This is a genomic window from Devosia sp. BK (assembly GCF_032907385.1).
Lineage (GTDB): Bacteria > Pseudomonadota > Alphaproteobacteria > Rhizobiales > Devosiaceae > Devosia.
On record NZ_JAIMBX010000004.1, the window covers coordinates 14,267 to 31,693 of the forward strand.

Here is a 17,427-nt window from a genome sequence, read left to right on the forward strand (position 1 = left end):
GAACCGCCCGGCAATGGCGACAATCAAGGCGAAATTGATCAGGCTGTCAAGTGGTCAGACCAGTGGACATATGTTGGCGGCAGCGGTAATGATTTCAGCGGATGAGCCGCGCAAAGCGGACGCCGGGGGGACTATGAAACTTCAGGCCGTTTCGAACCGGAAACTCTATATCCAGATCGCCGACCAGATCCGCCACCAGATCCTGGCCGGCGCGGTCGATGGCGGGCAGCAATTGCCGTCGGAGCGGGATCTGGCGGTCAGCCTCGGAGTGTCGAGACCGACGGTGCGCGAGGCGCTGATTGCGCTCGAGGTTGCCGGATTTGTCGAGGTGCGGGTCGGTGTCGGCGCCTTTGTGCGCGATCAATCGCGCGGCGGCGTACCGCTGCCCGATGAAGGACATTCGCCCATCGAGATCATGCAGGTGAGGCGGCTCTTGGAGCCGGAGGCTGCAGCCTTGGCGAGCCAGACAATTTCGCCGGAAGGCACGTTGCGTCTGGGAGAAACCATGCGCTCCATGCAGGCCGAAGCGGCCAAGGGCGGCTGGTCCTCCGAGAGCGATCGCATGCTGCACATGACGATCGCCGAGGCCTCGGGCAATTCGATGCTGCGCGAAGTGCTCGACATTTTATGGAGCTCGCGCTCCGAGGAAGTCGATACCCGCTTTCACGAACACCTCGCGGCAATGCCGGAAGTGCGTGAGCACATCATGGACGATCACGGCAAGATCGTCGGGGCGATCGTTGCAGGCAATGCGGAAGCGGCGCGGGACGCCATGGCGGCGCATCTGGATTTCGTGACGGCGGCGATGTTGAAGGCTTGGGATTGAGTTATTCGTCCTAGGCTGCCATCCAACCCGCTTGCTGTCATCCCGGCGTAGGCCGGGATCCATCTTGAGATCTCAGGATGGGCCCCGGCCTGAAGCCCGGGTGACATTCGAGCAGATGATAAGTGCAGCGTTAAAACCGTACCAAAATCTTGGTAAAATCCCCCGGCCGCTCATGCCAGGTCGCCAGCGCTTCCGGCGCTTCGGCCAATGTGGCAGTTCGCGTAACAATGAGATCCCCTGCCTCGGGCCGCTTGCGCAATTCGTCGATGACATCATCGAAATCGGACCGCAGCGCATTGCGGGAGCCGCGGATGTCGAGTTCCTTGGTGATGAAATACTTCGTGTCATAGGCGATAGGCGCCTTGGCGTAGCCGATATAGACGACGCGGCCGGCCGTCGCGATGAGATCGACGGCCTGCAGGAAGGTTGCTTCGGCGCCGACGGCTTCGACGACGACATCGGGCCCCTCTCCCGTCAGTTCCGCGACGCGGGCCTTTACGTCACCCGATGCATTGATGACTTCGTGGGCGCCAAGCTTCTTGGCGACGTCGAGCTTGGCGTCGCTTAGATCGACAGCGATCACCTTTGCGCCTTGGCGCAACGCGCCCAAAATAACGCCAAGGCCAATCATGCCGCAGCCGAGGACGACGACGGTTTCGCCCGCCGTAAGCTCGGCCCGGTGCACGGCGTGGAAGCCGACGGCGCAGGGTTCGACCAGTGCCAGATCGCGCTGGGAAAGGCCGGTGACGGGGATCACCTTTTCGGCGGGGACGACGATGCGCGAGGTCATGGCGCCTTCGCGCTGCACGCCCATGGTCTGGTTATTGGGGCAGGCATTGGGGCGGCCGGAACGACAGGCCCTGCACGTGCCGCAATTGAAATAGGGCAGCACGGTTACAGGCGTGCCGATGGTCATGGCCTTCACCCCAGCGCCTAATTCGGCAATGGTGCCGGAGATTTCGTGGCCGGGTACGCGAGGGTAGCTCACGAGCGGATTAAGGCCCCGATAGGAAGTGAGGTCCGAGCCGCAATAGCCGACAAAAGCGATGTCGATGGCGACTTCCCCGACCCCCGGCTGCGGGTCTGGCTTGTCGGTGAGAGTGGCCTCATTTGGACGCAGGATAGTCAGCGCTTGCATCTTCCGGCCTTTCATCACCGTAACATGTTAGTGCTTATATCTGCCATACATGTCGGGTGACAATAGCGACCCGCGCGGGCTACACAGGGCGCGAAGCCCGATAGTTTGAGAGGACACGCGATGAAAACGCATCTGCCGACACGAGCCTTTGGCCAAACGGGAATGCAGATCACCAAACTTGGCATCGGCGCCTGGGCCATGGGCGGCAATATGTGGGGGCCGCAGGACGATGCTGACTCCATGGCGGCCATTCGACACGCTATCGACAGCGGCATCAACTGGATCGATACGGCCGCCGTCTATGGCAATGGGCATTCGGAAGCCGTCATCGGCGAAGCGCTTGCCGATCTTCCCGCCGACCAGCGACCGCTGGTGTTCACCAAGGGCGGCATCGTGCGCGACGAGAACGGGCAAAACCCGCGCCGGATCGGCGAGCGCAATCACCTGCGCCAGGAGCTGGACAATTCGCTCAAGCGGCTCAAGGTCGATGTGATCGATCTTTATCAGATGCATTGGCCATCGGACGACGTGCCGCTCGAAGACTATTGGGCAACGCTTCTGGAGCTGAAGAAGGAAGGCAAGGTGCGCCATGTCGGGCTTTCCAATCACGACGAGGCGCAGTTGGCACGGGCCGAAGCGATAGGCCATGTCGAAACATTGCAGCCACCGTTTTCGATGATCCGCCGCGATACGGCGGCAAAAATCCTGCCGTGGTGCGCGGCGCATGGCACGGGCGTGATCTGCTATTCGCCTATGCAGGCGGGGCTTCTCACCGGTACGATGACGGCTGAGCGTGTCGCGGCCATGCCAGCCAATGACTGGCGCAAGGACAGCCCCGAATTTCAGGGCGAGAAACTGACGGCGAACCTCAAACTCGCCGAGGCATTGAAGACAATCGCAGAAAAGCACGGCACGAGCGTGTCGAGCGTGGCGCTGGCCTGGTGCCATGCCTGGCCGGGGCTGACGGCGACAATCGTCGGGGCGCGGTCGCCTGCGCAGGTCGACGGCTGGATCGATGCGGCGAGCCTGGAGCTCGACGCGGAGGATCTTGAGGTGATCGCGAAGGCGGTTGAGGCGACGGGCGCTGGTCAGGGGCCAGTACGCGCTTAAACTTCACTGACTGCCGACGCCCCCTCCTGGCCTCCCCATCAAGGCGGAGGTGTAGAGGTGACTTTGACCAGATCGCGCCACACACTCGATAGGCACCTCCCCCTTGATGGGGGAGGATGGGAGGGGGTGAAGCGGCCCGCCATTCGAGCATAGCTCTCATGGCCTCCTTCGCCTCAAATCGCTCCACTGGAGCGATTTGCCCTACGGGTTGGCTCAGGAGCCCTCTATCTCTTCCCGCAGCATTTCCAGTTCCAGCCACTGTTCTTCCGCCTTGGCCTTCTTGGTCGCCGCTTCGCTCAGCGCGGCGGAATCCTTGGCAAAGCCCTGCGGATCACGGGTGTAGTAGTTCGGCTGGGCAAGCTTGCGGTTGATGATGACCATTAGGTCATCGAGCTTTGCAATGTCCTTGGGCAGCGTTTCGAGGGCATGCTTTTCCTTGAAACTCAGTTTGCGCTTGGACGACGAAGCGACGGCGGGATTACCCGCCTTGCTCTTGGCAGATGCTGCTTTTTCGACGACGCGAGCCGAGACCCCAGCCCCGCGCTGGGCGACCATGTCGGAGTAGCCACCGGCATATTCCAGCCAGTTGCCATTCCCTTCTGCCATGATGATCGAGGTGGCAACGCGGTCGAGGAAATCACGATCGTGGCTGACGACGATGACCGTGCCGGCATAGTCGGACACCATCTCTTCCAAGAGATCGAGGGTTTCGAGGTCAAGGTCGTTGGTCGGTTCGTCGAGCACCAACACGTTTGATGGCAGGGCCAAGGCGCGCGCCAAGGCGACGCGGGCGCGTTCGCCGCCGGAGAGTTTGCCGATGGGCGTATTGGCCTGTTCGGGAGTGAACAAAAAGTCCTTCATATAGCCGACGACGTGCTTGTTCTCGCCGTTGATTTTGAGCGTATCGCTACCGCCGCCGGTCAGCGCGTCCTTGAGGCGCGTTTCGGGATCGAGGCGCGCGCGGCCCTGATCGAGCATAGCCAGTTCAATGGCCGAGCCGAGCTTGATGGTGCCGCTATCGGGCTCGAGAAGGCCATTGAGCATCTTGATCAGCGTGGTCTTGCCCGCGCCGTTCGGCCCAACGAGTCCCACGCGATCACCACGAAGCACGCGGGTCGAAAAGTCATTGACGATGGTACGCGTACCATAGGTCTTCGAGATGTTCTCGGCTTCGACAACGAGTGCACCAGACGTGCGCCCCTCGGTGACCTGCATATTGACCGCGCCGGTAACGCGCCGCTGGTCGCGGCGATCCTGGCGGAGGCCGGCAAGGCGTTCGAGGCGACCGACATTGCGCTTGCGGCGGGCGGTCACGCCATAGCGCAGCCAGTGTTCTTCGCGCACGATCTGGCGATCGAGCTTGTGGCGGTCTTTTTCTTCCTGCTCCAACACTTCGTCACGCCAGCCTTCGAAGGCGCCAAAGCCCTTTTCGATGCGGCGGGTGAGGCCCCGGTCGAGCCAGACAGTCGAGCGCGAAAGATCTGTGAGGAAGCGACGATCGTGGCTGATGATGACCATGGCCGAGCGCATGGAATCGAGTTCCTGCTGCAGCCATTCGATGACGGGCAGATCAAGATGGTTGGTCGGCTCGTCGAGGAGGAGCACGTCCGGCTGCGGCGCAAGCACGCGCGCTAGAGCGGCGCGGCGTCCTTCGCCACCCGAGAGGGTCTTGGGATCTTCCGTCCCCTTGAGGCCGAGGGCCTCAAGCAGGTATTGCGCGCGATATTCATCGTCGCCCGAAGTCATGCCGGCTTCGACATAGGCGAGCGTCGTTGCAAATTCCGAGAGGTCGGGTTCTTGCGGCAGATAGCGGATTGTGGCGCTCGGTTCGGCAAAGCGCTTGCCGCCGTCCTGCTGCACCATGCCCGCCGCGATCTTGAGGAGCGTCGATTTGCCCGACCCGTTGCGGCCGACAAGCGCAATGCGCTGGCCCGGCGAGACGATGAGTTCGGCGGCTTCGAGCAGCTGGGTGCCGCCAAAGGTGAGCTGAATATTCTGCAGAGAAAGAAGCGGGGGCGCGGCCATACGATAATCCGAAAATGTGCCGCGGGTAGAGCATAGGCACGGGCACAGATCAATGTGCCAGTCCTTATCCCGAACTGGGACCCGCTTTGATGGCAGTGAAATGAAAGAGGCCGATCAGGACGTTGAGGATCCTGATCGGCCCGGGGAAGACGGCAGCAGCAAGCCCCGTCGTCATTTAGGCGCTGCAGCCCACAGGCCCCACGGGGCCGCTGCACCATGGCCTCTATCAACCATGGATAAACTTGATTGTCAAACTCATATTTGAGTTTGGCAGTCAGATTTTACGCCGCTGCAATTTCGTTGACGATGTCGCCCTGCGCATTGGCATTGACGGCTTCAGTGGTCGAGAGGCCCAGGCGCTCACGGATCGAGCGCTTCTTGGCCGCCAGATCGGCAATCGTATAGCCCGCCAGAACCTCAAAGAATGCGCCAAGCGCTTCACGCAGCGCGCCATTGAGATCGCATTCGCCAATCAGCGGGCAATCGGCCCCTTCCTCGAAACATTCGGCAAGAGCGAAGTTCTCTTCGGTGAGGCGAATGGTTTCGAGCAGCGTGATTTGGTCGGCAGGCTTGCCCAGCTTGATACCACCATGCCGGCCGCGCACCGTCTGCAGCAGGCCATTTTCGACCAGTGGCTTGATCAGCTTGAACAGGAACAACTCGGAAATGCCATAGGCCCGCGCCACCTCGGCAACGCGGCTGAGATCAGGATCGTTGACCGCGCAATAGACCAGAGTGCGGATAGCATAGTTGGATTGGCGGGTCAGTCTCACGAGTGGTCGATCCTTCGCGTTTCAGCGGTCCGGCCAGGACCTCGAAGCGTCATGGCATGGGGTCGCAATTTAAAACCATTCTAAAATAAGTCAACCATATCCTGAACGATCACGTCAGGTTTAAAGGCCCTAAAAGGCGTCTGGACAGAATCTTAACTTCGCAATATGAAGTTAATTAAGGAGACCTCGACGTGCCCGCCACTGTGACCAGAGCCATTGTTACGACCGCAGCGTGCGAGACGACCGGTCTAGCCAAAGCCGATGTGACTGCCATTGGGCAGCGGATGTTCGAATTGATCGGGGACGCGCTCAAAGCAGGCGAAACGGTCAAGCTCACAGGCTTCGGTACGCTTGAAGTCCGTTCGCGCGCCGAGCGCGTCGGTCGCAATCCACGCACAGGCACCGAGCACAAGATCACATCCCGTCACACGGTGATCTTTACCCCAAGCGCCAAGCTGCGGACCGGGCTCGACACATTGAGCAAGACCAAGCTGAAGGCTGCTGAATAACCAAACAGCGTCAGCGCTTGGTTTTTCGACGCTCTTCACCGGTATAGGGCTTCTTGCTTTTCTTCTGCGGCATATCGCTACGAATCTGGTTTTTCTCAAAGAGATTGCGCGAGAAGTAGCGGTGATAGAGCGGCAGCTCTGCTGCTCCGAGAGCGGGCGCCAGCCGGCCAATCGTTCCAGGAACGATTTCGACGCTGCGCCGCTGCGGCAGCAGTGCGAATTCTTCAAGCACCATCCGCGACAGTCGCTCAGTGATTTGAGGCGGCAAGATCGTATCGATCACGGCCAAACGCCCTTCGACCACCGCATTGGCATTGTAGATCACAAGGGCCAGCACCTTGGCGCTTTGGCGCAGCCAGGCTTTAAGCACCGGCTCAAGCGCATCCCAATCCCAATCGGCATTGTCGCCAGCCTTGAGGGTAATACCAGCCTCTTGCGCGCGCTCCACCAGCGACGTGACCGAGGCGAAGGCATTGGCGGGCATGGGAATGCCATCTGGCTGCGCCACCAGCATGGCGCCGAGATCGGCCGAATATCCCGACGGGCCCTGCCAAAGACGCCCCTCGCCGATCAACCCGGCACCGAGAAATGTCGAGACGAGGAGGTAGATGAAAGTTTCCGGACGCGGCGCCGGGCGCGCCACGAGTTCAGCCCAGCAGGCGGCATTGCCGTCATTGAACAGCATGACCGGAAGACCCGTCAGTTGTTCGAGTTCAGCCGCAAAGGCGACACGCAAGGCGGAAGGAACATTATCGTCTTCCGGAACGCGGTTTTCGTCGATGGTAGAAGGCAGGCCAATGCCGATATCGGTCAAGCGCTCGCGCTGTGCTGCGGGCCAATCGCGCACCATCTCCGCGATCGCATCAGCTATTTTGCGCGGTAGAGCGGCGAAGTCTGGTTCTTCGTAACAAAGATGCCGATGCGCGAGGGGTTTGGCGTGGAGATTGATCGCAACGATATCGGCGTGGCCCCAGCTTAGTTCGACACCGATGCCGAACGATCCTTCGGCACGTAGAAAAATGGGCGTCGCTGGCTGACCCCTCCGGCCGCGCAGCACTTCGCCGCGCACGATGAGGCCCACCGCCTCGATATCGTTGAGAATGGCGGACACGGTCTGTGGCGCAAGGCCCGACATCCGTGCAATTTCGGCATTGGAGAGACCAGGATTAAAACCGACAACAGTGAGCACGGCGCGCTCGTTGGCGCGTCTCAAGCCGTGGTGTTGGAGGCCCCTCGATCCCAGATTAAAAAGATCGATCGTGGGGGCCGCGGAGTCATTCACCCTGGTCTATCCGTTTTTGACATAGGAAAATTGCGGTATCCGCCCCGATTTCAGGCTGGGCACATACTGGCCGGCGATTCCCCAGCCTTGCTTAAATCCATAATGTCAAAGCCGAAAGGCGACGCCAAGCGGCAATCGCCTTTCGTATTATATCGATTGTTATCTAAATTTATGCACCGGCCTCGGTCAGGCGCTTGTTGGCGTCTTCGCTCAGTTCGATACGCACACCGCGCGACAGGCTCTTGACCTGCTCGACCGAAGTGGCCGAAGCGATCGGCGCGCTGACGCCAGGTTGCGCGATGAGCCAAGCGAGTGCCACTTCGGATGGCGCGGCATCAAGTTCCTTGCTGACGGCATCGAGCGCCTCAAGAATCTTGAAGCCCTTGTCGTTGAGATACTTTTCGGCGCCGCCACCGCGCGGGCTTTTGCTGAAATCGGCCTTCGAGCGATATTTGCCCGTCAGGAAGCCTGCGGCGAGGCTGAAATAGGTAATGGCTCCAACCTCATTCTCGAGAAGGAACGGACGCAGAGCCTCGAACTCGGACCGGTCATAGAGATTATAGAGAGGCTGGGTCACCTCATAGCGTGGCAGGGATTTCACGATGGATGTGTCCTGCGCTTCCTTCATCGCCTCGGGCGAAAAATTGGAGGCGCCGATGACCCGCACCTTGCCGGAACGAACCAGCACATCATAGGCAGCGAGTGTTTCTTCGTGGGTGTTCTGATCCGCGGGCCAATGGCTGAAATAGAGATCGATATAATCGGTCTGGAGGCGCTTGAGCGAGGCTTCGACAGCGGTCTTGATGGCTTCAGCCGAAAGCCCCTTGGGGTCGCGGCCGGAATTGACCTTGGTGAAAATATGTACGCTTTCGCGGTTGCCGCGCGCCTTGAGCCACTTGCCGATAATGGTTTCGCTCATGCCGGGCGGGTTGCCGGGCACCCAGTTGGGATAGCCTTCCGCGGTATCGATGGCGGTAAAGCCTTCATCGACATAGGCATCGAGAATGGAAAAGCCGAGCGTTTCGTCGACGGTCCAGCCGAAGACATTGCCGCCCAGGACGAGCGGTTCGATGACAAGTTCACTGCGGCCGAGTGGGCGACGGTTCATTGGGCTTCTCCTTTTCGGGTAAGTCGGAATCAACGCTCGCGGCCGGATTTTGTTCGACGGGCGGCACGCGCGGCGCGCACCAATAAAGCGCTTCGTTGATTGCGGTCATCGAACCGGCAAGGCTGATGAAGGCAAAAGGGGCGTATTCATCCTCGCCATGCCGGAGATAAACGAAGGTGCCGTTCCGCAGGCGATCGAGCAGGGTTTCGGCGTTTTCCGTGATCTTGCCGCCATAGGGCCCCGTGGACGCTTCGGCCATAAAGCGCATGTCTTCACGATCGAGCGTCATGGTCCACATGCCCGGCCCACCACCAAAGCGGTTGGTGTGAATATAAAGTCCGGTCGAAAAGTCATTTTCGCAGCGCACGACGAGACAAGTATATTGCGCCGGCGTCGCATCGCGGTCGCAACCCATAGCGGCGCGATCGCCTTCGCCCGGCAGAGGCGAAAAGCCCCAGCCCGGCGTTTCGGCCAAGGCAGGCGTCGAAAGGGCGAGAAGCGCGATCAGCGCCGCGGCTCGATGAGATCCCATTTGTTTCCGTAAAGATCCTCAAAGACGGCGACCGAGCCATAGGCTTCGTGGCGCGGCGCTTCGAGAAAGGTGACACCCTTCTCGCTCATGGCCGCAAAGTCGCGCGCGAAATCGTCGGTTTCAAGAAAGAGCGCGACGCGGCCGCCCGCCTGATTACCGATGGCTGCGCTTTGTTCAGCTCCATCCGCCTTGGCGAGCAGAAGCTGTGCTCCACTTCCGCCAGCCGGCGCCACGAGCACCCAGCGCTTGTCAGGCCCCAGAGCCTGATCGGCCACAAGAGTGAAGCCGAGCTTCTCGCAATAAAAGGCGATGGCTTCGTCATAGTCCGCCACAAGCAGAGACAGTGTCGCGATTTTCTGGGTCATAAGGCAATCGATCATCTTGGCAAGGGCGCGGTCAAGCGCCATCATGGGCCGAACGGATTTCGAATCTTCCGTCCAATCCTGTGGAAAGGCTTTTGACCGCCACACGATTGACCAAATGGTCAACTTCCCCCATTGCGCATCCGAAAAAACTAGGCTTTTGTGTCGCCAAGCCTCTGGACGGGAACGCCGGAGCGCGCATAATCTTCGGGAGACACCAATAATGAAATTGATGAAAACCCTTCTGGCCGCGACTGCAATGGTGGCTCTTGCCGCCGGCGCCGCACAGGCCAAGCAGCTGGTTTATTGCTCGGAAGCCTCTCCGGCCCACTTCGACCCCGGACCGCTGACCGGTGGTAACGACTTCGACGCTTCCTCGCACACGATCTATAACCGCCTCGTCGATTTCAAGCCAGGCACGACCGAAGTCGTTCCGGCCCTCGCCGAGAGCTGGGAAATCTCCGAAGACGGCAAGGTCTACACCTTCAAGCTCCGTCCGGGCGTGAAATTCCACACCCAGCCCTACTTCACCCCGACCCGCGACCTGACCGCTGACGACGTCGTCTTCTCGTTCATGCGCCAGATGGATGAAGAGAGCCCGTGGTTCAACTATCTCGAAGGCATGACCTGGGACTATTTCCAGGGCATGGACATGCCCAAGTACATCGAATCCATCGAAGCGGTCGATGATCTCACCGTCAAGCTGACGCTGACCGAACCGAACGCGCCGATGCTGGCAAACCTTGCGATGGACTTCGCTGCCATCGTTTCGAAGGAATATGCCGATCAGCTCGAAGCTTCGGGTGATCTGGCTGCCTTCTCGACCCAGCCTGTCGGCACCGGTCCCTTCCAGTTCGTCGACTACCAGCTCGACACCGTCATCCGCTACGCTGCATTCCCCGACTATTGGGAAGGCAAGCAGCCGATCGACGACCTGATCTTCGCTATCACCACCGACGCTTCGGTGCGCGCACAGCGCCTGCTCGCCGGTGAATGCGATATCATGCCCTACCCGGCTCCCGCCGATCTCGAAACGCTCCAGGCCGACGAGAAGCTGACCGTTCAGGAAGGCGAAGGCCTCAATATCGGCTACCTCGCCTACAACACGACTGAAGCGCCGTTCGACAATCCGGACGTCCGCAAGGCGCTGACCATGGCCATCGACAAGCAGGCCATCATCGACGCTGTCTACCAGGGTGCCGGCCAGGACGCCAAGAACCTGATCCCACCCACCATGTGGTCCTACGACGAGGCAACCGCTGCCGACGTCTATGATCCGGAAAAGGCCAAGGAGATGCTGGAAGCTGCCGGCGTCACCAACCTGACCACCGATCTCTGGGCAATCCCGGTTTCGCGCCCCTACAACCCGAACGGCCAGCGTATGGCTGAACTGATCCAGTCCGACTGGGCCAAGGTTGGCGTTACCGCCAATATCGTGACCTATGAATGGACCGAATATCGCGAGCGCGGCAAGCAGGCCGACCGCAAGGGTCCGTTCATGATCGGTTGGACCGGCGACAATGGTGATCCGGACAACTTCTTCGCAACCCTCTTCTCGTGCTCGGCCATCGGCGTCTCGAACTATTCGAGCTGGTGCAATGACGACTTCGAGGCTGCGATCCAGGCTGCCAAGACCACCAGCGACCAGGAAGAGCGCATCAAGCTCTACACCACCGCTCAGGAAGTCTTCAAAGGTGAGGAACCCGCACTGACCATCGCGCACTCCAAGGTCTTCATGCCGATGAACAAGCGCGTTCTCAACTACACGCTGAGCCCGCTCGGCACCCACAGCTTCAAGTATGTGGACGTTGCTGAGTAAGGCTTAACGCCGCAAGCAAACAGGAGCCTCGATCCGGCTAAAAACCGGAGCGGGGCTCCGCTTTTAAGAGCAAGAGCTGAGCCAGGCAGGCCGATAACGGCCGCTTCAAGGATCAGCCGAAACAGGAAACGGGACTAAGCCAGCTCGCCGCTCAGCGGTGGGCTGGCACCCCAAGGGCAAGGCCCAACATGCTGAACTACATCCTGCGCCGCGTTGCGCTCCTGGTGCCGACCATTATCGGCATTTCCATCTGCGCCTTCGCCTTTGTCCGCGTGCTTCCGGGCGATCCGATCCTCGCCATGGCGGGGCAACATGGCGTGACGCCCGAGCGCTACGAAATCCTGCGCGAGCAGTTCGGCTACAACCTGCCGATCTGGCAGCAATATTTCAATTATCTCTGGAGCGTGATGCAGGGCGATTTCGGGATTTCGCTCGCGACCAAGCGCCCAGTCCTGACCGAATTCATGACGCTCTTCCCGGCAACGATCGAGCTGGCGCTTTCCGCCATGTTCCTTGCCGTCATCATCGGCATTCCCGCCGGCATCTTTGCAGCGGTCAAGCGCGGCTCGTGGTTCGATCAGTTCACCATGGGCGTGGCGTTGACCGGCTATTCCATGCCGATCTTCTGGTGGGGCCTTCTCCTCATCATCTTCTTTTCCGGCTATCTCGGCTGGACCCCGGTTTCGGGCCGTATCGCCCTAACCTTCTTCCTGCGGCCGATCACCGGCTTCATGCTGATCGACACGCTGCTCTACGGCAATTGGCCCGCCTTCGTTTCGGCCCTCCGGCACCTGATCCTTCCCGCCATCGTTCTTGGCACCATTCCGCTCGCCGTCATTGCGCGCCAGACCCGTTCGGCCATGCTCGAAGTGCTCGGCGAGGATTATGTCCGCACGGCCAAGGCCAAGGGCATGTCCCCCAATCGCGTCGTCAACGTACATGCCCTGCGCAACGCGCTGATCCCTGTCGTCACGACGATCGGTCTTCAGGTTGGTCTGCTCCTCGGCGGCGCGATCCTGACCGAAACCATTTTCACCTGGCCCGGTATCGGCAAGTGGATGATCGATTCCATTTCCAAACGCGACTATGTCGTCGTGCAGTCCGGCCTCCTGATCATCGCGCTCATCGTCATGGCGGTGAACCTGATCGTCGACCTTCTCTACGCGCTGATCAATCCGCGCATCCGGGTGCAGTAACATGGCAACCACGACTCCTACCGTTGGCACCACCAAGCCTGTCTCCGGCCTCCGCGAATTCTGGTTCTATTTCTCGGTCAATCGCGGCGCCGTCATCGGCCTCACTGTTTTCACGATCCTGCTCTTCGTCGCGATCTTCGCGCCGCTGATCGCTCCGCATCTGCCTGACGCGCAATATCGCGATGCCCTGCTCAAGCCACCGATCTGGGACGCAAATTCGGATCCGCGCTTCATCCTCGGCACCGATCCCGTCGGCCGCGACATCCTCTCGCGTCTCATTCACGGCGCGCGCTATTCGTTGTTCATCGGCTTTTTCGTCGTCATCGGCGCGCTGGTCGTTGGCGTCCTCCTCGGCGTGCTCGCGGGTTATTTCCGCGGCTGGGTCGATGCGCTGATCATGCGCATCATGGATATCATCCTTGCCTTCCCGCCCTTGCTGCTGGCGCTTGTTCTCGTCGCCATCCTTGGCCCCGGCCTCTTCAACGCGATGATCGCCATTGCGCTCGTCCTGCAGCCGCACTTTGCCCGCCTCGTGCGCGCCGCGGTCATGGCCGAGAAGAACCGGGAATATGTCACCGCCGCCAAACTGTCCGGTGCCGGCCACTTCCGCCTGATGCTAATTACTATCCTCCCCAATTGCCTCGGGCCCTTGATCGTCCAGGCCACGCTGAGCTTTTCCAACGCCATCCTCGAGGCTGCCGCCCTCGGCTTCCTCGGCATGGGCGCCCAGCCGCCAACGCCGGAATGGGGTACGATGCTGGCATCGGCGCGCGAGTTCATCCTCAAGGCGCCATGGGTTGTCACCTTCCCCGGCCTTGCCATTCTCATAACCGTTCTCGCCATCAACCTTATCGGCGACGGCCTGCGCGACGCGCTCGACCCAAAGCTGAAGAGGAGCTGAGACCATGTCCCTTCTCGAAATCAAGAATCTTACCGTCGCCTTCGACACCTCGGCCGGCCTCTTCAAGGCCGTCGATGGCATTGATATCTCCGTCGATGCCCGCGAAGTTCTCGCCATCGTCGGCGAAAGCGGCTCGGGCAAATCTGTGGCCATGCTCGCGACCATGGGCCTCCTGCCCTCGACCGCGACCGTGACGGCCGATGTCATGACCTTCAATGGCCGCGACCTTCTCAAGATGCCCGAAGCCGAACGGCGCAAGATCATCGGCAAGGACATTGCCATGATCTTCCAGGAGCCCATTGCAAGCCTCAATCCATGCTTCACCGTTGGCTTCCAGATCGGCGAAGTGCTCGAAAAACATCTAGGCCTCCGTGGCCGTGCGGCGCATGACCGCGCGCTCGAACTGCTGCGTCAAGTCGGCATTCGCGATGCTGCCGATAAGCTCAAGGCCTTCCCGCACCAGATGTCGGGCGGCCAGTGCCAGCGCATCATGATTGCCATGGCCATCGCCTGCAATCCGACGCTGCTGATCGCTGACGAGCCGACCACAGCGCTCGACGTGACCATCCAGAAGCAGATCCTCGATCTCCTGGTCCGCCTCCAGGAACAGACCGGCATGGCGCTGATCATGATCACCCATGACATGGGCGTCGTGGCCGAGACGGCCGACCGCGTGATCGTCCAATATAAGGGTCGCAAGATGGAAGAAGCCGACGTGCTCTCCCTCTTTGAAAATCCGCAATCGAACTACACGCAGGCGCTGCTTTCGGCGCTGCCGGAAAACGCTGTCGGCGATCGCCTGCCGACGGTCTCCGACATGCTGTTCCAAGCTGCGCCCGGAGCACGCTGATGACGACACCGGTTCTCGAAGTCCGCGACCTCAAGCGCGACTACATCACCTCCCAGGGTTTTTTACGCCCGGCGAAGGTTCTGCATGCCGTCAAAGGCGTCAGCTTCACCCTCGAAAAGGGCAAAACCCTCGCCGTCGTGGGCGAAAGCGGTTGTGGCAAGTCGACCCTTGCCCGCATGATCACCCTGATCGATCCACAGACGTCTGGCGAGATCCTGATCGACGGCATTCCGGCAAGCGCTGCGCATGTCACCAAGGAACTGCGCCAAAAGGTCCAGATCGTCTTTCAAAATCCTTATGGCTCACTCAATCCGCGCCAGAAGATCGGCGACGTGCTGGCCGAACCGCTTCTACTGAACACCGACATGTCGGCCGCCGAACGGCGTGAAAAAGCCATGGCCATGCTGATCAAGGTCGGCCTGCAACCAGAGCACTACAACCGCTATCCGCACATGTTCTCGGGCGGCCAGCGTCAGCGCATCGCCATTGCGCGCGCGCTGATGCTCAACCCGAGTTTCCTGGTTCTCGACGAGCCGGTTTCCGCGCTCGATCTCTCCGTACAGGCCCAGATTCTCAATCTTTTGAAGGATCTGCAGGACGAGTTTGGCCTCACCTATGTGTTCATCAGCCACGACCTTTCGGTCGTGCGCTACATCGCCGATGAAGTCATGGTCATGTACTTTGGCGACGTCGTCGAACACGGCACCCGCGAGGCGGTTTTTGCGGCGCCACAGCACGAATATACCAAGACGCTTTTTGCCGCGACGCCCAAGGCCGATGTCGAGCACATCCGCGCCCGCATCGCCCGTAAGAAAGCATTGACCGCATAATGCATGATTGCCGATACGGCGCGGAGCCAAGCGCTTCGCGCCGCGTTGTGCGAACATGTCTATTGCGTCGAAAAAATCTCGCCCTAAACGCCGTGATCGCGGCCGCCGCGCCAGAACGCCGATCGCCATTCCGTGGCGCGGCTGGCGCGATATAATTTATCGGCTTTTCGTCGGCTTCAACGACAACCGGATTCTGCTGACGGCCGCGGGAGTCACCTTCTTTCTACTCTTTGCGCTCGTGCCCTCGCTCAGTCTTTTCGTCTCGAGCTACGGGCTTCTCAACGATCCAGCGGGCGTGATCGAACAGCTCAACTTGCTCGAGGGTCTGGTCCCCGGCGATGGGCTCGAAATCATCCGCGAGCAATTGGTCCGGCTGACGAGCGAAACCAATGCCTCGCTTGGCTTTGCGCTGCTGATCTCCCTCGGTCTTGCCCTTTGGGGCGCCAGCGCCGGTATCAAGGCGTTTTTCGAGGCGATGAACATCGTCTATGGCGAGCGCGAAAAGCGCAGTTTCATTCGCATCAACCTGCTGGCGCTCTGCTTTGTTCTCGGTGCCCTGCTGTTGCTGGTGGTCGTCCTTGGCGCCGTGCTCGTCATGCCGGTGCTGCTGCACTATCTGGCGCTTGGCCGGTTCGAATGGCTGGTGCGCGCCGGCTCCTATGCCATCATGCTCACAACGCTCGTCATTGCCCTCTCAGCCATCTATCGCTGGGGGCCGAGCCGGCAGGAGGCGCAGTGGCGTTGGGTCACGCCGGGGAGCCTCTTTGCGACCTTTGGCATCATGGTGATGTCGGCCGGCTTTTCATGGTATGCGGCCAATTTTTCAAACTACAATGCGACCTATGGTTCGCTCGGCGCACTGATCGGTCTGCTCACCTGGATCTGGTTCTCGGTGACGATCGCCATTCTGGGCGGGGCCCTCAATTCCGAGCTCGAACATCAAACTGCGATCGACTCGACGACCGGCGAGCCGGCGCCCCTCGGTGCGCGCGGCGCCTATGTCGCCGATACCCTTGGCGAGACATGGCCGGAGAGCGAGGGCAAAGGCGGCAGTCCGTCCCCCGCCTGAAACGCCTCAGAGTGTAACGCGCTTACCCTCTCGCGAGGACGCGATCAACGCGTCAATAAGCCGATGGACCCGCAGCGCCGTCGCCCCGGTTGAGACCGGCTGGCGGCCCGACTGCACCGCGTCGGCAAATTCGGCGATCTGATCCATGTGCCAATCGAAGGGGAAGGCCATGGGGTCTGCTCCACCGCCACTGCTGCTCGCTTCGCCTATGACCTCTTCCCGACCATCGAACCAGCGCAGGGTGAGATTGCCGCCGGTCAGCGTCGCGCTGGCTTTCTCAAAGTTGAGCACCAGGCTTTCTGCCCCGCCCGGATAATTTGCCGTCGTCGCCATCAGCGCGCCCACCGCACCATTGGCAAATTCGATGCCGCCAGCGACGAAATCTTCGGTTTCCATTTGATGAAAGCCAGTGGTCGCGGCAAGGGCCGTGACGGCTTTGGCCGGTCCCGTCAGGCTCAGCATCAAGTCGAGCGAGTGAATGGCCTGGGTGATCAGCACCCCACCGCCATCCTGAGCAAAGGTCCCCCGGCCGGGCTTGTCATAATACCCAACCTGCGGGCGCCACCACGGCACGACGAGATGGGCCGAAAACAGCGCGCCAAGCTCACCGCTCGCAACCTTGGCCGCTAAAGCTTTCGAAGCCGCGCGAAAACGATGCTGGAAGATGATCCCAAGCGTCACGTCCGCCTTTTCACAGATCGCGACGATCCGCGCGGCAGCATCCGTCGTCCGCTCGACGGGCTTTTCCATCAGGATATGCTTGCCGGCCTTCGCCGCCGCTTCTACCAACGCTTCGCGCGCATTGGGCGGGGTCAGGATCAGGATGGCGTTGACATCGGGATCGGCCAACATCGCCTCATAGCTCTCGGCCGCGGCAAAGTCATAGGTCTCGCAAAACTGCTTTAACGCTGCCGCATCGCGCCGCCAAACGCCCCGCACCTCGATGCTGTCACGGAGCGCATCGAGCGCCTGCGCATGCGGTTTCGCAGCCATGCCGGCGCCCACCACGCCCAGTCCAAACTTTTTCGATTGCGCCATGGCCGGCCCCTTTGCGTTCCATACAAGATCGTAGAAATCGCAATAGCCAATTTCGCTGC

Annotated in this window: 17 protein-coding genes; 9 read left to right on the forward strand and 8 right to left on the reverse strand. The window is 60.5% G+C overall.

What is annotated here, in order from left to right; genetic code table 11:
• The first annotated feature begins 133 nt into the window (after positions 1 to 133).
• Complete coding sequence (locus tag DevBK_RS18840; protein WP_317186574.1) at positions 134 to 826, forward strand: FadR/GntR family transcriptional regulator; 693 nt, start codon at positions 134 to 136, stop codon at positions 824 to 826.
• 130 nt (positions 827 to 956) lie between these two features.
• Here DevBK_RS18840 and DevBK_RS18845 read toward each other — a convergent pair whose 3' ends face one another.
• A complete protein-coding gene (locus tag DevBK_RS18845; protein ID WP_317186575.1) occupies positions 957 to 1,964 on the reverse strand; it encodes a zinc-binding alcohol dehydrogenase family protein in 1,008 nt (335 codons plus the stop codon).
• A 120-nt stretch (positions 1,965 to 2,084) separates the two neighbouring features.
• Between DevBK_RS18845 and DevBK_RS18850 the strand changes: the two genes are divergently transcribed.
• Entirely contained in the window at positions 2,085 to 3,074 is a 990-nt protein-coding gene (locus DevBK_RS18850; RefSeq protein WP_317186576.1) for an aldo/keto reductase, read from the forward strand.
• Between the two features lie 213 nt (positions 3,075 to 3,287).
• On the opposite strand, the gene DevBK_RS18855 is transcribed toward DevBK_RS18850, so the two are convergent.
• Complete coding sequence (locus DevBK_RS18855; RefSeq protein ID WP_317186577.1) at positions 3,288 to 5,099, reverse strand: ABC-F family ATP-binding cassette domain-containing protein; 1,812 nt, start codon at positions 5,097 to 5,099, stop codon at positions 3,288 to 3,290.
• 281 nt (positions 5,100 to 5,380) lie between these two features.
• Positions 5,381 to 5,872, reverse strand: coding sequence for an iron-responsive transcriptional regulator RirA (gene rirA / locus DevBK_RS18860; protein ID WP_082460750.1), 492 nt, complete (start codon positions 5,870 to 5,872; stop codon positions 5,381 to 5,383).
• A 191-nt stretch (positions 5,873 to 6,063) separates the two neighbouring features.
• Between rirA and DevBK_RS18865 the strand changes: the two genes are divergently transcribed.
• A complete protein-coding gene (locus tag DevBK_RS18865; protein ID WP_082460748.1) occupies positions 6,064 to 6,381 on the forward strand; it encodes an HU family DNA-binding protein in 318 nt (105 codons plus the stop codon).
• A gap of 10 nt (positions 6,382 to 6,391) precedes the next feature.
• Here DevBK_RS18865 and DevBK_RS18870 read toward each other — a convergent pair whose 3' ends face one another.
• From DevBK_RS18870 to DevBK_RS18885, 4 genes are all read right to left on the reverse strand, one after another.
• Complete coding sequence (locus DevBK_RS18870; protein WP_317186578.1) at positions 6,392 to 7,663, reverse strand: ROK family transcriptional regulator; 1,272 nt, start codon at positions 7,661 to 7,663, stop codon at positions 6,392 to 6,394.
• A 169-nt stretch (positions 7,664 to 7,832) separates the two neighbouring features.
• The gene (locus DevBK_RS18875; RefSeq protein WP_317186579.1) at positions 7,833 to 8,771 is read right to left on the reverse strand and encodes an aldo/keto reductase; all 939 of its coding nucleotides are present in this window, start codon (positions 8,769 to 8,771) and stop codon (positions 7,833 to 7,835) included.
• Complete coding sequence (locus tag DevBK_RS18880; protein WP_317186580.1) at positions 8,743 to 9,303, reverse strand: hypothetical protein; 561 nt, start codon at positions 9,301 to 9,303, stop codon at positions 8,743 to 8,745. Before DevBK_RS18880 ends, DevBK_RS18875 begins: the two co-directional genes overlap by 29 nt.
• Entirely contained in the window at positions 9,276 to 9,668 is a 393-nt protein-coding gene (locus tag DevBK_RS18885) for a VOC family protein (RefSeq protein WP_317186581.1), read from the reverse strand. The genes DevBK_RS18880 and DevBK_RS18885 overlap by 28 nt, the downstream gene beginning before the upstream one ends.
• A 220-nt stretch (positions 9,669 to 9,888) precedes the next feature.
• Between DevBK_RS18885 and DevBK_RS18890 the strand changes: the two genes are divergently transcribed.
• From DevBK_RS18890 to DevBK_RS18915, 6 genes are all read left to right on the forward strand, one after another.
• A complete protein-coding gene (locus DevBK_RS18890) occupies positions 9,889 to 11,484 on the forward strand; it encodes an ABC transporter substrate-binding protein (protein WP_317186582.1) in 1,596 nt (531 codons plus the stop codon).
• Between the two features lie 188 nt (positions 11,485 to 11,672).
• Positions 11,673 to 12,680, forward strand: coding sequence for an ABC transporter permease subunit (locus DevBK_RS18895; protein ID WP_061911795.1), 1,008 nt, complete (start codon positions 11,673 to 11,675; stop codon positions 12,678 to 12,680).
• A gap of 1 nt (position 12,681) precedes the next feature.
• Positions 12,682 to 13,581: an ABC transporter permease subunit gene (locus DevBK_RS18900; RefSeq protein WP_061911765.1), complete on the forward strand. Its 900-nt coding sequence runs from the start codon at positions 12,682 to 12,684 to the stop codon at positions 13,579 to 13,581.
• Between the two features lie 4 nt (positions 13,582 to 13,585).
• The gene (locus DevBK_RS18905; RefSeq protein WP_061911764.1) at positions 13,586 to 14,431 is read left to right on the forward strand and encodes an ABC transporter ATP-binding protein; all 846 of its coding nucleotides are present in this window, start codon (positions 13,586 to 13,588) and stop codon (positions 14,429 to 14,431) included.
• Positions 14,431 to 15,261, forward strand: coding sequence for a dipeptide ABC transporter ATP-binding protein (locus tag DevBK_RS18910; protein ID WP_061911763.1), 831 nt, complete (start codon positions 14,431 to 14,433; stop codon positions 15,259 to 15,261). The genes DevBK_RS18905 and DevBK_RS18910 overlap by 1 nt, the downstream gene beginning before the upstream one ends.
• Positions 15,262 to 15,316: 55 nt before the next feature.
• Positions 15,317 to 16,330, forward strand: a complete 1,014-nt coding sequence (locus DevBK_RS18915) for a YihY/virulence factor BrkB family protein (protein WP_317186583.1) — start codon at positions 15,317 to 15,319, stop codon at positions 16,328 to 16,330.
• A gap of 6 nt (positions 16,331 to 16,336) precedes the next feature.
• Here the strand turns inward: DevBK_RS18915 and DevBK_RS18920 are convergent, their stop codons facing one another.
• Positions 16,337 to 17,368 (reverse strand): Gfo/Idh/MocA family oxidoreductase, encoded by a 1,032-nt coding sequence (locus tag DevBK_RS18920; RefSeq protein ID WP_317186584.1) that lies wholly within the window; start codon positions 17,366 to 17,368, stop codon positions 16,337 to 16,339.
• Positions 17,369 to 17,427 lie beyond the last annotated feature (59 nt).

What these genes read in the sequence shown, in the direction of transcription:
- DevBK_RS18840 (WP_317186574.1), top strand. Translation starts at nt 134, where the DNA reads ATGAAACTTCAGGCCGTTTCGAACCGGAAACTCTATATCCAGATCGCC.
- DevBK_RS18845 (WP_317186575.1), bottom strand. Translation starts at nt 1,964, where the DNA reads ATGCAAGCGCTGACTATCCTGCGTCCAAATGAGGCCACTCTCACCGAC.
- DevBK_RS18850 (WP_317186576.1), top strand. Translation starts at nt 2,085, where the DNA reads ATGAAAACGCATCTGCCGACACGAGCCTTTGGCCAAACGGGAATGCAG.
- DevBK_RS18855 (WP_317186577.1), bottom strand. Translation starts at nt 5,099, where the DNA reads ATGGCCGCGCCCCCGCTTCTTTCTCTGCAGAATATTCAGCTCACCTTT.
- DevBK_RS18875 (WP_317186579.1), bottom strand. Translation starts at nt 8,771, where the DNA reads ATGAACCGTCGCCCACTCGGCCGCAGTGAACTTGTCATCGAACCGCTC.
- DevBK_RS18880 (WP_317186580.1), bottom strand. Translation starts at nt 9,303, where the DNA reads ATGGGATCTCATCGAGCCGCGGCGCTGATCGCGCTTCTCGCCCTTTCG.
- DevBK_RS18885 (WP_317186581.1), bottom strand. Translation starts at nt 9,668, where the DNA reads ATGACCCAGAAAATCGCGACACTGTCTCTGCTTGTGGCGGACTATGAC.
- DevBK_RS18890 (WP_317186582.1), top strand. Translation starts at nt 9,889, where the DNA reads ATGAAATTGATGAAAACCCTTCTGGCCGCGACTGCAATGGTGGCTCTT.
- DevBK_RS18895 (WP_061911795.1), top strand. Translation starts at nt 11,673, where the DNA reads ATGCTGAACTACATCCTGCGCCGCGTTGCGCTCCTGGTGCCGACCATT.
- DevBK_RS18900 (WP_061911765.1), top strand. Translation starts at nt 12,682, where the DNA reads ATGGCAACCACGACTCCTACCGTTGGCACCACCAAGCCTGTCTCCGGC.
- DevBK_RS18905 (WP_061911764.1), top strand. Translation starts at nt 13,586, where the DNA reads ATGTCCCTTCTCGAAATCAAGAATCTTACCGTCGCCTTCGACACCTCG.
- DevBK_RS18910 (WP_061911763.1), top strand. Translation starts at nt 14,431, where the DNA reads ATGACGACACCGGTTCTCGAAGTCCGCGACCTCAAGCGCGACTACATC.
- DevBK_RS18915 (WP_317186583.1), top strand. Translation starts at nt 15,317, where the DNA reads ATGTCTATTGCGTCGAAAAAATCTCGCCCTAAACGCCGTGATCGCGGC.
- DevBK_RS18920 (WP_317186584.1), bottom strand. Translation starts at nt 17,368, where the DNA reads ATGGCGCAATCGAAAAAGTTTGGACTGGGCGTGGTGGGCGCCGGCATG.